Below are 13,210 nucleotides of genomic sequence, written 5' to 3'. Positions count from 1 at the left end.
CCCCCAGCGCCCTCGGACGGGGCCGCCGGACTCAACGGGCCAGGTTGCCTCGGGCGACGACCGGCCGGTGCCCTCAGACCACCGGCTTGCCGCTGAGCTCGACCCCGGCCGCCCGCAGCTCCCCGAGGGCGCGCTCGGTCGTGCCGGGGGAGACGCCCGCGGTCAGGTCCAGCAGGACATGCGCCGCGAACCCCTCGCGGCGCGCGTCCAGCGCGGTGGCCCGCACACAGTGGTCGGTGGCGATGCCCACCACGTCCACCTCGGTCACCTCGCGCCGGCGCAGCCACTCGGCGAGCGGGGTGCCGTGCTCGTCGCTGCCCTCGAAACCGCTGTACGCCGCCTGGTAGGCGCCCTTGTCGAAGACCGCCTCGATCGCGCCGGAGGCGACGGCGGGCGCGAAGTTCGGGTGGAAGCCGACGCCCTCGGTGCCCGCGACACAGTGCACCGGCCAGCTGTGCTCGTAGTCCGGGTTGTCCGAGAAGTGATCGCCCGGGTCGATGTGGTGATCACGGGTGGCGACGATATGGCGGTAACCGGGCGTGGCCTCCCCGATCAGATCGGTGATCGCGGCGGCGACGTCCGCGCCCCCCGTCACCGCGAGGCTTCCGCCCTCGCAGAAGTCGTTCTGGACGTCGACGACGATCAGTGCCCGGTGCATGTCACCGAGGGTAGACACTTCACGTCGATTGCGGCAGTGGGCGTGCCCCGCGTTCCCGCTCATGACCCGCCCCGGGCCCGCAGGTACTCGGTGGGGAGGACCGGCTCCCCGCGCGAGAGCTGGGTGGCCGAGAGCGGCAGCCCGGCCCGGGCCGCCTTGTGCCGGTCCCGCGCCGCGTCCAGCGGCTCCCGGGCCACGATCTCACCGCCGCGCACCAGCTCCACCAGCAGCTGATGGTCCGCCAGCTCCCCGGGGACCTCCCCGGTGCCGACCACCTCGGCCTCGGCCACACCGTGCTCGTCCACCCGCCGCGCGGCCCATTTGCGGCCGCCCACCGAGCTCTTGGCGCCCATGGACTTCTTGGCCACCGGCAGCAGCGGCGCCCCCGGATCGTCCGAACCGGCCCGCGCCACCAGCTTGTAGACCATCGAGCAGGTGGGGTGGCCGCTGCCGGTGACCAGCTGGGTGCCCACCCCGTAGGCGTCCACGGGGGCCGCGGCCAGCGAGGCGATCGCGTACTCGTCGAGATCGCTGGTCACCACGATCCTGGTGTTCTTGGCGCCCAGCTCGTCGAGCTGCTGGCGCACCCGGTGGGCGAGCAGCAGCAGATCGCCGGAGTCGATCCGCACGGCGCCCAGGTCCTTCCCGGCCACCTCCACGGCGCTGCGCACCGCCTCGACGACGTCATAGGTGTCCACGAGCAGGGTGGTGTCGCTGCCGTGCGCCTGGACCTGCGCGATGAACGCGTCCCGCTCGCTGTCGTGCAGCAGGGTGAAGGCGTGGGCGCTGGTGCCCACGGTGGGGATGTTGTAGCGGAATCCGGCGGCGAGGTCGGAGGTGGTGGTGAAGCCGCCCACGTAGGCGGCGCGGGCGGCGGCGACGGCGGCCAGCTCATGGGTGCGGCGGGCGCCCATCTCGATCAGCGGCCGGTCGCCGGCGGCGGTGGACATCCGGGACGCGGCGGCGGCCACCGCGGAGTCGTGGTTGAGGATGGAGAGGATGACGGTCTCCAGCAGCACCGCCTCGGCGAAGGTGCCCTCCACCCGCATGATCGGCGAGCCGGGGAAGTAGACCTCGCCCTCGGGGTAGCCCCAGATGTCGCCGCGGAAGCGGTAGTCGGCGAGCCAGTCGACGGTCCGCTCGTCCACGATCCGCTGCTGGGCGAGAAAGTCCAGCACATCGCGGTCGAAGCGGAAGTTCTCGACGGCGTCCAGCACCCGCCCGGTGCCCGCGACGACACCGTAGCGGCGGCCCTCGGGGAGGCGCCTGGTGAAGACCTCGAAGACCGAGCGGCGGTCGGCGGTGCCCGCCCGCAGCGCGGCCTGCAACATGGTGAGTTCGTACCGGTCGGTGAAGAGTGCGGTCGACGGCACGTCCACCGGCAGTCCCAAGTCCGCAGTGTCCATGGTTGACGATGCTACCTCCCGTACTCGTCAGAGTGACGAGATGTGGTGCCGGTTTATGCGACGGCCCGTACCGGGTGGCAGCATGGGACGTGTGAGTGTCACGCCCGTGGAGATCGAACGTCCTGAATCCCGTGAGGCACCGATGTCGGTGCCCGAGCCCGACGTTCCCTGGGTGACGGTGGTCCATAACGACCCCGTCAATCTCATGAGCTATGTGACCTACGTCTTCCAGAGCTACTTCGGCTACCCCAAGGACAAGGCGCACCGTTTGATGCTCGACGTCCACCACAAGGGTCGCGCGATCGTCTCCAGCGGCACCCGCGAGGAGATGGAGCGCGACGTACAGGCGATGCACGGCTACGGCCTGTGGGCGACCCTCCAGCAGGAGCGCTGATGTCGGGACGTTTCGAACCGCTGCCCGACGGCGGCGCCGCCATCACGCTGGACGAGGTCGAGATCTCCATCCTGCGCAGCCTGGCCATGCAGCTCGCCGAGCTGATCGGCCCGGGTGACCAGCCCGCCGGGGGCGGCGACCCGCTGGACGCGCTCTTCGCCGACGGCCCCAGCAAGCCGCCCGCCGATCCGGCGCTCGCCCGGCTGTTCCCGGACGCCTACAGCCCCCCGGACCAGGAGCTGGGGCCGCGGGAGGAGAAGGCGGCGCGTGAGGCGTCCGCGGAGTTCCGCCGCTTCACCGAGAACGACCTGCGGGCGCGCAAGCGCGAGGACGTCCTGACGGTGGTGCGCGACCTGGACGCGCTGACCCCCGGACCGTCCGCGGGCGGCCCGGCCGTGCTGGAGCTGGCGCCGGACAGGTCCCGGCAGTGGCTGGGCGCCCTCAACGACCTGCGGCTGGCCATCGGGACCCGGCTGGAGGTCAGCGACGAGGACGACGGCGGTGAGCTGCTGCGGCTGCCGGACTCCGATCCGCGCAAGCCGATGGTCATGGCGTACTTCTGGCTCGGGGGGCTCCAGGAGACCCTCGTCGAGACGCTGATGCCGGAATGATCTCCTCCGACAATTACTGAGTGTTCGTTTAGAGGATGCTCAACTCCGGATAACGATCGCATCACCGCGCTCATCAACTTTGTTGAGCGCGGTAACTTTTGTCCACTTCTTCCTGTGGTCTGTGCCACACGTGGCCCGCTCGATCGATGGCGTGGCCGTGGTAAATCTTCACGATCGCCAGACCAGCCGCCACAGGGAGAAAGGCGCAGCAAAATGACCTCAGCGGCTCCTGAAGAGGACTATGAGCGGGGCCTTGGCAGTCGCCAGGTCCAGATGATCGCGATCGGCGGCGCCATCGGCGTCGGCCTGTTCATGGGCGCCGGGGCGAACATCGCCAAGGCCGGCCCGAGCATCATCCTGATGTACGCCCTCGCGGGTGTGATCGTCTTCTTCATCATGAGAGCGCTCGGTGAGCTGCTCCTCTACCGGCGGTCCTCGGGCTCCTTCGCGGAATACATCCGGGAGTTCCTGGGCCCGTTCTTCGGCTATGTGACCGGCTGGACCTACTGGCTGCTGTGGGTGGTGACCGGCATGGCCGAGCTCACGGCCGCCGCCATCTACATCAACTTCTGGTTCCCCTCGATCCCGCAGTGGGTCAGCGCCCTGGTCTTCCTGGTGGTGCTCTTCGGGGTCAACCTGATCTCGGTCAAGGTCTTCGGTGAGATCGAGTTCTGGTTCTCGATGGTCAAGGTCACCGCGATCATCGGCATGATCGTGATCGGCCTCGGTGTGCTCACCCTCGGCTTCTCCGACGCCGGTGACACCGCCGCCGCCTCGAACCTCTGGTCGCACGGCGGGTTCTTCCCCAACGGCATCGGCGACAGCCTGATGACCCTCCAGGGCGTGATGTTCGCCTACCTCGCCGTCGAGCTCGTCGGCGTCACCGCGAGCGAGTCCGAGGACCCGGAGAGGACCCTGCCCAAGGCGATCAACACGCTGCCGTGGCGCATCATCATCTTCTACGTGGGTGCGCTGACGGTGCTGCTGGCGGTCGTCAAGTGGACCGAGTTCTCGGCCGGCGAGAGCCCCTTCGTGCACGGCTTCTCCAAGATCGGCATCCCCCTCGCCGCCGGTATCGTCAACTTCGTCGTCCTGACCGCGGCCCTGTCCTCCTGTAACTCCGGCATGTACTCCACCGGCCGGATGCTGCGCGACCTGGCGACCAGCGGTGAGGGGCCGAGGATCTTCGCCCGGCTCAACCTCCGCAAGTCCCCGGCCCTCGGCATCACCTTCTCCGTCCTCTTCATGGGCATCGGCGTGCTCCTCAACTACGTCGTCCCCGAGAAGGCGTTCACCTACGTCACCTCGGTGTCCACGGCCTGCGGTATCTTCACCTGGCTGATGATCCTGTTCGCCCACATCCGGTACCGCCGCGCGTTCCGCGCCGGCCAGCTGCCCGCCTCGAGTTTCCCGGCCCCGGGCGGCTCGTTCTTCAGCTGGGTGGCGGTGGTCTTCCTGCTCTTCGTGACCTGCCTGGTCGCCTACGACAAGGACGCCCGGGTCTCCCTGTACATCGGTGCCGGTTGGGCCGTCTGCCTGGTGATCGGCTGGTACGTCCTCAAGGCCCGCGGCGGTGCGCAGCCGCTCGGCCAGTCGGACGCGGTGGAGCCGGAGTACGCGCGCAAGTAAGTCCGCCGCGAATCCGTATCGCCTTTTGGGCACCGCATCTCAGTAGGCGGGCTCCGGACCACTGTCCGGAGCCCGCCCGCCCGTCTCCCACCACCACCCTCAATGGAGGGCGCTGCGCGCCGCCCCCTTTTTCTTTCCTATTGTGTGCTCATGCTGACCATCACCCAGGCGCTCCACGACAAGATCGTCGCGCACGCCCGCGCCGACCACCCCGACGAGGCATGCGGTGTGATCGCGGGCCCCGCCGGAAGCGGCCGCCCGGAGCGGTTCATCCCGATGCTGAACGCGGCCCGTTCCCCCACCTTCTACGAGTTCGACTCGGGTGACCTGCTCAAGCTCTACCGCGAGATGGACGACCGGGACGAGGAACCGGTGGTCATCTACCACTCGCACACCGCCACCGAGGCGTACCCCTCCCGTACCGACATCTCCTACGCCAATGAGCCCGGCGCCCACTACGTCCTGATCTCCACGGCGGAGTGCGGCAATGACGAGGGCCCCTTCCAGTTCCGGTCCTTCCGGATCGTGGACGGTGAGGTCACCGAGGAAGAGGTGGAGATCGTCCCGGGCGGCTGAACCGGTGCCTGGTCTCGTATCGCGGTCGCTACCCGTCCGTATCCCGGGATTGCCTACCGGAGCCCGGTTCGGGAATCGATACGATGAGTCCATGGTTTTCGATGACGTGAGCGAGAAGACGCCGGGCACGCTGCTCGTGGCGCGGCTCCACGTCGACCTGTGCCGGCTCGCCAGCGCGATGTGTCCGCGCCGCGCCGTGGCCGCCTGAGCGCGCGCCCCAGACGCCCGACGCCCTTCGACGACGTCCTCCCGGCCGCTCCGGTCCGGGAGCCCATCCCGCCCTCCGACAGGAGCTCAGACATGGCCATCGAGGTCCGCATCCCGACCATCCTCCGCACCTACACCGACGGCCAGAAGGCGGTCGAGGGCAGCGGGACCACGCTCGCCGAACTCTTCGCCGACCTCGAGTCCCGGCACTCCGGGATCCAGGACCGCCTGGTCGACGGCGGTGAGCTGCGCCGTTTCGTCAACGTCTACCTGAACGACGAGGACGTCCGCTTCCTCGACGGCATCTCCACCAAGCTCTCGGACGGCGACAGCGTGACGATTCTCCCGGCCGTCGCAGGTGGGGCTCTCGGGGCGGAGCCCCGTCCTGCCGGGGTGGTGGCCGGGCGACGGGTGGGCAGGCTCTGATGCGGTACGACAGCCCCCTGGCCGCGGTCGGCAATACGCCGCTCGTCCGGCTGCCGCGGCTCTCGCCCTCCTCCGAGGTACGGGTCTGGGCCAAGCTGGAGGACCGCAACCCGACCGGTTCGATCAAGGACCGCCCCGCGCTCCATATGATCGAACAGGCCGAGAAGGACGGCCGGTTGACCGCCGGCTGCACCATCCTCGAGCCGACCTCCGGCAACACCGGTATCTCGCTCGCGATGGCGGCCAAGCTCAAGGGCTACCGCATCGTCTGCGTGATGCCGGAGAACACCAGCGAGGAGCGGCGTCAGCTGCTCGCCATGTGGGGCGCGGAGATCATCTCCTCGCCCGCCGCCGGCGGCTCCAACACCGCCGTCCGGGTGGCCAAGGAGCTGGCCGGGCAGCACCCGGACTGGGTGATGCTGTACCAGTACGGAAACCCGGACAACGCCGGCGCCCACTACGCCACCACCGGCCCGGAGATCCTGGCCGACCTGCCCTCCATCACCCACTTCGTCGCCGGTCTGGGCACCACCGGCACCCTGATGGGCGTCGGCCGCTATCTGCGCGAGAACAAGCCGGACGTCCAGATCGTCGCCGCCGAGCCGCGCTACGACGACGTCGTCTACGGACTCCGCAACCTCGACGAGGGCTTCGTCCCCGAGCTGTACGACGAGTCCGTCCTGACCACCCGCTTCTCCGTCGGCTCCGAGGACGCGGTGGCCCGCACCCGGGAACTCCTCGCCCAGGAGGGCATCTTCGCGGGCGTCTCCACCGGGGCCGCGCTGCACGCCGCCCTCGGTGTCGCCCGTAAGGCGGTCAAGGCCGGGCAGAGCGCCGATGTGGTCTTCATCGTCGCCGACGGTGGCTGGAAGTACCTCTCCACCGGTGTCTACACGGCGGCCACCACCGAGGAGGCGATCGAGACGCTGCACGGCCAGCTCTGGGCATAGCCCGGGCCGATCGGCCGGCGGGGGGCAGGGCCGGGCGCCACCCGGCTCCGTCCTGGTGATTCCGCCCACAACGCGGGCCTGTGGAGGAGCTGCCTGGGCTTTTGCGCCTTACGCTCGTGGGCACCGCATGACCCCCCGCACCTGCCCATGGCCCTCGGCATGGGGACCCCTCAAGGAGGTTCCTGCTTCATGAAGCTCACCGTCGTCGGATGCTCAGGGTCGTTCCCGTCCGCGGAATCGGCCTGCTCGAGCTACCTCGTAGAGGCCGACGGCTTCCGGCTGCTCCTCGACATGGGCAATGGCGCCCTTGGCGAGTTGCAGCGCCACTGCGGTCTCTACGACCTCGACGCCGTGCTGCTCTCCCATCTCCACCCCGATCACTTCATCGACATGTGCGGATACTTCGTCGCGCGCTACTACCGGCACGACGGGGGCCGCGCCGAAGCGATCCCCGTCTACGGCCCCGAGGACACCGAGCGGCGGCTGGTCCAGGCGTACGACGACGTGCCCGACGAGAAGTCGATGCGCGAGGTCTTCGACTTCCGCACCCTGACGTCCGGCGGCTTCGAGATCGGCCCCTTCACCATCCACGCCGAGCGAGTCTGCCACCCGGTGGAGGCGTTCGGGTTCCGGATCGAGTCCGGCGGCCGCACGCTGGTCTACTCGGGCGACACGGGCCCCTGTGAGGCCCTGGTGGACCTGGCCCGCGGCGGTGACCTCTTCCTGTGCGAGGCGGCCTTCACGCACGGCAAGGAGGACATCCCGGAGCTGCACCTCAACGGCCGCCAGGCGGGTGAGCACGCGCTGCGGGCAGGGGTCGGGACCCTGGTGCTCACCCACATCCCGCCGTGGACGGACCCCGAGATCAACCAGCGCGACGCACAGGCGGTTTTCGGCGGCCCGGTGGAGCTGGCCGCCCCGGGGATCACGTACGAGGTCTGAGCCCAGCCCCGGCCCTCCCGGAACGGACCGTCCTGGAACGGTCCGTCCCGGGAGCCGGCGGGCGGGCACCATGCCGGGTCAGGCGGCCCCGTCCGGCAGCTGTGCCAGCACCCGGGCGAGCATCCCGAAGTCCTCGGTCACATTGTGACCGGCGCCTCGCTCGACCGACTTCTGGTACGCGGGCAGGACCGTCTCGTAGCGGCCGCTGGCGAGGGCCAGCGTCGACTGTAGTTCGAACAGACGGGCCATGAGATGGCGATTGGCCGGTTCCTCGGCGCCCTGTACCGACCCGATCTCGTCGACGAGGGCCGAGAGCCGGCCGAGGAGCCGGCTCGACTCCAGCAGCGTGCGATAGTACGTGGCCTCCACGGTCCGTCCCGCCTCGCCGAGCAGGGCCGCGTACGTCCGCAGTGCGTCGGCCTCGCCGAGCCCGAGGGCCAACTCGCACAGCAGACTCCAGGAGTCGACGATCCGCTCGGAGCGGTAGCCGGGCGGACCGGCGGGCAGGGGGGTCTCGCCCGCATGCGCGGCCAGCAGCACGAACGCCGCGCGCAGCTCCTCCTCGGACGCCGATCGGTGGTCGAGCCCGTCTCGGACCTCGTAATACACCCACTTCGGATTGTCCGGCTCCTCGGTCCGCGCCAGCCGGTCCAGCCTGACGTACCGCTCGCGCTTGCCCCTCTGGTCGACCACTTCCGGCAGATACCCGGAGTGGTCGAAGCGGACGTCGACCTGCACCCGGGCCGGGGCGCGGCCGTCGGGGTCGTACGGGTGCTCGTGGACCCGTCCCCGGAATCGGAACGGGCCGTCCGCCCGTAGCACCCGCTGGGTATTGGTGTACACCGGGCCGCCCACGTCGGCGATGACGGGGGAGACGACGAAATCGGAGTCGGGCAGTAGGTAGTCGAGCACCGATAGTGCACGGCGGAGCCGGCCCGCGTGCGACATCGCGAGGACCTCGTCGGCGTCCACATGGCACAGCCAGCCGTCGGTGACCTCGCCGAAGGCGAGATTGCGCTGCCGGGAGAAGTCGTCGGCCCAGGGCGCGGACAGGATCCGCGCGTCGCCTCGGGCGCGCAGCGCCTGCCCGGCGGTGCCGTCGACGGACCCGGAATCGACCAGTAGACAGTGGTCGACGTCGTCGGCGAGCGCGCTCAGACAGCCGGCGATGCGCTCCTCCTCGTTGTAGGTGAGCACGACGGCGGTCACCGGGCGGGGACGGTACGAGGCGTAGCCGGCTGCCAGGTCCGCGGGGTCGGCGGAGGACAGCGGGGTGTCCGCGAGGTCCAGTGACACGGAGGTGACCAGGGCCAGGTCGGACGACAGGCGGGAAGCGGCGATGCCTCCGGGCACGTGGACGAGATCGAGCAGATGCGAGAACTTCATCGCGGCAGAGGGCTTTCCTGGCAGAGGTCGGACAAGGGGGAGAGGGAGTGCTCCAGGACGAACGCGCAGTCCCCGACGTGCCCGTGCGAGACCACGATCTTCGTCCCCTCGACCGTCTGGAGCGCGTCCCAGATCCGGGTGAGGGTGTTCCGGTCGATGCCGCTGAACGTCTCGTCGAAGAGATAGATCCGGGGGCCGTGCAGGATGGCTCGGGCGATCGACAGACGCTGGATCTGGCCGCGCGAGAACCCCGCGCCGGTCTCCCGTACCGGCTCGTCCAGCCCTTCAGGAAGGCTGTCGACGACGTCCAGGAAACAGGCCACGCGGCAGGCATCCAGAACGTCGGCCGTGCTGTGCGGTACGCCCAGGGTCAGATTCTCGCGCAGGGAGGCGGTGAGCAGGACCGGGGTCTCCGGGACGTACAGGACGTGGCGCGGCAACTCGGCCGACGGGATATGGCTGATCTCGGCGCCACCGAGGGTGATGCTGCCCTCGTACCCGGCGTGCGCGCCCGCGAGCAGGGTGAGGAGCGTGCTCTTGCCCGAGCCGTTCGCACCGCGCAGGAGCATGCTTGCGCCGTACGGGACATCGAGGTCGAGTCCGCGGATCGTGTCCTGCCGGGCGCCGGGATGGCGGAAGTGCAGGGACCTGATCGAGAGGTCGGCCGGCTCCCGTGGCGTCTGCGCCCGCTCCGCCGGCAGCGAGAGCCGGGCGTCGTCGCGCTGCATCACCACGTCCCGGTACCGGCCCAGGGCGGCAGAGGTGCGCTGAACGGTCACCTGGAAGGACGCGACGGAGTCCATCGCGCCGAGGAAGTAGCCGGCCATGGTCAGGAATCCGAAGACCTGGCCGACGGTGAGCGCCCCGGACATCATTCGGCTCAGCCCCGCCCAGGCCGCCACCACCGTGAAGACGGTCTGACTGGCCGTCTTGATCACGGAGTTGACGTTCTCCAGACGGCCGAGCCGCGTCTCCGACTCGATTCTGCGCCGCAACGCCCTGCTCATGCGGCCGAAGGCGTAGTCGCCCCTGCCGTAACCGGTCAACTCCATGTGTCCCCGCAGGGAGTTGAGTGTCTCGGATTTGAGTGTGGCGTCCCGCTGGAGAGCTTCCGCCGCGGCATTCCTGATGTGCGGGTAGAGGAGGACGGAGCTGAGCACGTTGACCGCGGCGGGCGGGATCAGGAACAGGAAGAGCGAGGGCCCGGTCACGAGCAGATAGCCGCCGACCGAGAGGACGACACAGATGTCGATGGCCGCCCTGACGGAGGCCGCGGTGACGAGCCCCTGAATTTCCTGCACATCGTCGATCCGGCTCACCAGGTCACCGGCTCTGCGGCTTTTGAAGTAACCGGCCGGAAGCCGCAGGAGTTTATGCAGGTAGCGTTCCGACAACTGCCGTTGGAGCGACTGGCTCAGGGCCACGATGGCGCGGCCCCGCAGATACTGGACGCCCGCTGCCGCCAGGGCGATCCCGATGAACTCGGCCGACATGACAGCCAGTGCCCGCCGCGAGCCGTCCCGCATGACGCGATCCACGGCCATCTGGACGAACAGGCTGTTCAGCAGGGCCACCAGGGCCACGACGACGGTCGCCGCCAGGATCAGCAGGAGCCGCCCCCGATGGGCGCGGACGGCCTGCCACACCAGACCCTGCGCACGGGAGGCGCGGATCCGGGCCCCCAGCGGCAGCCGCGCCATCGGCCTGTCGGTGACCAGGGCCTCCCCGTGGAAGACCTCGGCGAGGACCTCGGGCGCGACGCGCATCGGACGCTGGAGCAGTGGGTCGCCGACGATGAAGTGGCCGCTGTCGGTGGCCTCGTGGACGACAACGAAGTGCCGGTCACCGTCCTCGTCCAGCAGGATGATCGTCGGTCCCGCCAGCCGTACGGCCTGCCGCAGCTGGTCGGTGTCCAGCCGGAGGAGTTCGCTGTCGACGCCATAGCCCCGCAGGACCTCGCGCAGCCGGAGCAGATTGGAGCCGCGTTCGCCGAGCCCCGTGGACTCGCGCAGGAGTGCCGCGTCGACCACGACCCCGTGCCGCATGAGCACGGCGCGCAGAGACGCCGGGCCGCAGTCGGTGTCCCCCGACTGATGGGTGTGGTATCTCTGCCACTTCACCGAAGAACTCCTGGCGGGGAAAAGAGCGCGCCCGCCGCCGGACGGGGCGGGCGCGGATCCGTACTACAGCTTGTCGCAGCCCAGCGACTTCCAGAGCTTGTAGTAATCGCCGTAGCTGCAACCCATAGGATTGCCGATCTGAGCGAAAATCCACTCGCACTGGGCGCGGCTCGGCTTCTTGCCCTCGCCGGAGGCGGCGGCCGCCTCCTCGTCGCTGAGTGCGGCGAACTTCAGCTCACGCAGAGCTTGCAGGCTCATAGTTTCCCCAGTTTGTCGTTGGTCTAGGCCAAAATTGACCCGGTCGACACCGTAGGCTGAAGATTTCGGTGTGATCAAGGAGAGGATCCGTGATTATGATCACTGGATCTTCCGGGCCGGAAATTGCATCTGGTAAACAGGGCGCTTTCGGCGGGATTCATGGAACGGGCACGCCGAATTCCCCGATCCGCAGTGCGGCCGGGGAATTCGGCGTGATCGAGTTTCGGGAAAGTCCTACTTGGCCTCGGCCTTCAGAATTTCTTTCAGCTCCTCGTCCGACTCGCGGCCCGGGGTTGGCAGGTTGAACTTGGTGATGGCGAAGCGGAAGATCGCGTAGTAGACGGCGCCGAAGCACAGGCCGACCAGCATCAGTCCCCATGGATTGCTTGCGATGCCCAGGTTCAGAGCCCAGTCGATCACGCCGGCCGAGAAGCCGAAGCCGTCCCGCATGCCCAGCGCCCAGGTCAGAGCCATGGAGATACCGGTGAGGACCGCATGGATCGCGTACAGGACCGGCGCGATGAACATGAAGGTGAACTCGATCGGCTCGGTGACGCCGGTGACGAAGGACGTCAGCGCGAGCGAGAGCATCATGCCGCCGATCACCTTGCGGCGCTCCGGGCGGGCGCAGTGCACGATGGCGAGGCAGGCGGCCGGGAGGCCGAACATCATGACCGGGAAGAAGCCGGTCAGGAACTGGCCCGCGGTCGGGTCGCCGGCCAGGAAGCGCGCGATGTCGCCGCTCTTGCCGTGGTAGTCGCCCGCCTGTAGCCAGGGGAACGAGTTCAGCAGGTGGTGCATGCCAATCGGGATCAGCGCGCGGTTGGCGACACCGAAGATGCCGGCGCCGATGGAGCCCGAACCCACCAACCACTCACCGAAGTTGTGCAGACCGGTACCGAGGACCGGCCAGATGTAGCCGAAGACGATGCCGAGTATCAGACCGGCGAGGGCCGCCAGGATCGGGACCAGTCGACGGCCGCCGAAGAAGCCTGCCCAGTCCGGCAGCTTGGTGCGGTAGAAGCGCTGGTAGATCAGCGCGACGGCGAGACCCATCACCACACCGCCGAGCACCTTGGCGTCGGCCGGGGCGTCCACCATGACGACCTTGCCGTCGACGGCCGTCGCCACCTTTGGCAGGCTCTTGTCGGTGAAGGTGCCGAGCACGTTCTTGAAGACCAAGTAGCCGACGACCGCGGCGAGCGCGGTCGAGCCGTCCGACTTCTTCGCGAAGCCGATCGCGATGCCCACGGCGAACAACAGCGGCATGTTGTCCAGGATCGCGTTACCGCCGGCGGCCATGAATGAGGCGATCTTCGTCAGGAAGGCGGGGAATTCCGGGCGCCCGAGCATGTCGGTGTTTCCGAGGCGCACCAGGAGGGCGGCGGCGGGCAGCACCGCCACCGGCAGCATCAGGCTGCGGCCGATGCGCTGGAGCGCGGCCATCACGCTGGCGCCCTTCTTCTTCTCCGCCGCGGGGGCGGCGCTGGCCGTCGTCACGAGTTCCTCCTGGTGAGGCGGGCTCTCAGGGGATGGGGGCGGCCCGCGCTATGGTCTAAACCACATGTGGTGTAGACCTGTTGTAGCACGTAGGACTCCGTTACACGTAGGGGTCCGATAAAGGAATCTATCCTTCCATGTGACGGC

At 68.9% G+C, this 13,210-nt stretch carries 14 protein-coding genes; 8 read left to right on the top strand and 6 right to left on the bottom strand.

Annotated features, from left to right (window positions below; all coding sequences use genetic code 11):
• Positions 1-73: 73 nt before the first annotated feature.
• Together AB0E24_RS39355 and AB0E24_RS39350 are read right to left on the bottom strand one after the other, a co-directional pair.
• Positions 74-658: a nicotinamidase gene (locus AB0E24_RS39355; protein ID WP_079257830.1), complete on the bottom strand. Its 585-nt coding sequence runs from the start codon at positions 656-658 to the stop codon at positions 74-76.
• Positions 659-717: 59 nt separating this feature from the next.
• Complete coding sequence (locus AB0E24_RS39350; protein WP_069863713.1) at positions 718-2,064, bottom strand: nicotinate phosphoribosyltransferase; 1,347 nt, start codon at positions 2,062-2,064, stop codon at positions 718-720.
• Between the two features lie 82 nt (positions 2,065-2,146).
• Between AB0E24_RS39350 and clpS the strand changes: the two genes are divergently transcribed.
• The 8 genes from clpS to AB0E24_RS39310 all read left to right on the top strand — a co-directional run bounded on the left by clpS (position 2,147) and on the right by AB0E24_RS39310 (position 7,799).
• Positions 2,147-2,458: an ATP-dependent Clp protease adapter ClpS gene (gene clpS, locus AB0E24_RS39345; protein ID WP_069863715.1), complete on the top strand. Its 312-nt coding sequence runs from the start codon at positions 2,147-2,149 to the stop codon at positions 2,456-2,458.
• A complete protein-coding gene (locus AB0E24_RS39340) occupies positions 2,458-3,069 on the top strand; it encodes a DUF2017 domain-containing protein (protein WP_099013906.1) in 612 nt (203 codons plus the stop codon). The genes clpS and AB0E24_RS39340 overlap by 1 nt, the downstream gene beginning before the upstream one ends.
• Before the next feature lie 213 nt (positions 3,070-3,282).
• Positions 3,283-4,698 carry an amino acid permease gene (locus AB0E24_RS39335; RefSeq protein WP_069863719.1) on the top strand — a complete coding sequence of 472 codons (1,416 nt, stop codon included), beginning with the start codon at positions 3,283-3,285 and terminating at the stop codon, positions 4,696-4,698.
• A gap of 150 nt (positions 4,699-4,848) precedes the next feature.
• Positions 4,849-5,274, top strand: a complete 426-nt coding sequence (locus tag AB0E24_RS39330; protein ID WP_069863721.1) for a M67 family metallopeptidase — start codon at positions 4,849-4,851, stop codon at positions 5,272-5,274.
• A 91-nt stretch (positions 5,275-5,365) separates the two neighbouring features.
• On the top strand, positions 5,366-5,482 hold the full coding sequence (locus tag AB0E24_RS39325; RefSeq protein ID WP_313905793.1) for a putative leader peptide: 117 nt from the start codon (positions 5,366-5,368) through the stop codon (positions 5,480-5,482).
• A 92-nt stretch (positions 5,483-5,574) separates the two neighbouring features.
• Positions 5,575-5,907 carry a MoaD/ThiS family protein gene (locus AB0E24_RS39320; RefSeq protein ID WP_069863723.1) on the top strand — a complete coding sequence of 111 codons (333 nt, stop codon included), beginning with the start codon at positions 5,575-5,577 and terminating at the stop codon, positions 5,905-5,907.
• Positions 5,907-6,857 (top strand): PLP-dependent cysteine synthase family protein, encoded by a 951-nt coding sequence (locus tag AB0E24_RS39315; RefSeq protein WP_069863725.1) that lies wholly within the window; start codon positions 5,907-5,909, stop codon positions 6,855-6,857. Before AB0E24_RS39320 ends, AB0E24_RS39315 begins: the two co-directional genes overlap by 1 nt.
• Before the next feature lie 189 nt (positions 6,858-7,046).
• Positions 7,047-7,799, top strand: coding sequence for an MBL fold metallo-hydrolase (locus AB0E24_RS39310; protein ID WP_079257827.1), 753 nt, complete (start codon positions 7,047-7,049; stop codon positions 7,797-7,799).
• A 78-nt stretch (positions 7,800-7,877) separates the two neighbouring features.
• Here AB0E24_RS39310 and AB0E24_RS39305 read toward each other — a convergent pair whose 3' ends face one another.
• From AB0E24_RS39305 to AB0E24_RS39290, 4 genes are all read right to left on the bottom strand, one after another.
• Positions 7,878-9,185, bottom strand: a complete 1,308-nt coding sequence (locus AB0E24_RS39305) for a glycosyltransferase (protein WP_359384400.1) — start codon at positions 9,183-9,185, stop codon at positions 7,878-7,880.
• Complete coding sequence (locus tag AB0E24_RS39300) at positions 9,182-11,305, bottom strand: peptidase domain-containing ABC transporter (RefSeq protein WP_359384398.1); 2,124 nt, start codon at positions 11,303-11,305, stop codon at positions 9,182-9,184. Before AB0E24_RS39300 ends, AB0E24_RS39305 begins: the two co-directional genes overlap by 4 nt.
• 63 nt (positions 11,306-11,368) lie before the next feature.
• A complete protein-coding gene (locus tag AB0E24_RS39295; protein WP_069863733.1) occupies positions 11,369-11,563 on the bottom strand; it encodes a hypothetical protein in 195 nt (64 codons plus the stop codon).
• Between the two features lie 234 nt (positions 11,564-11,797).
• The gene (locus tag AB0E24_RS39290) at positions 11,798-13,063 is read right to left on the bottom strand and encodes a PTS transporter subunit EIIC (RefSeq protein WP_069863735.1); all 1,266 of its coding nucleotides are present in this window, start codon (positions 13,061-13,063) and stop codon (positions 11,798-11,800) included.
• Positions 13,064-13,210 lie beyond the last annotated feature (147 nt).

The organism is Streptomyces malaysiensis subsp. malaysiensis (genome assembly GCF_040653035.1).
GTDB classification, from domain to species: domain Bacteria; phylum Actinomycetota; class Actinomycetes; order Streptomycetales; family Streptomycetaceae; genus Streptomyces; species Streptomyces malaysiensis.
Note: the sequence above shows the minus strand (reverse complement) of the source record. Positions and strands in the feature narration are given on the sequence as shown.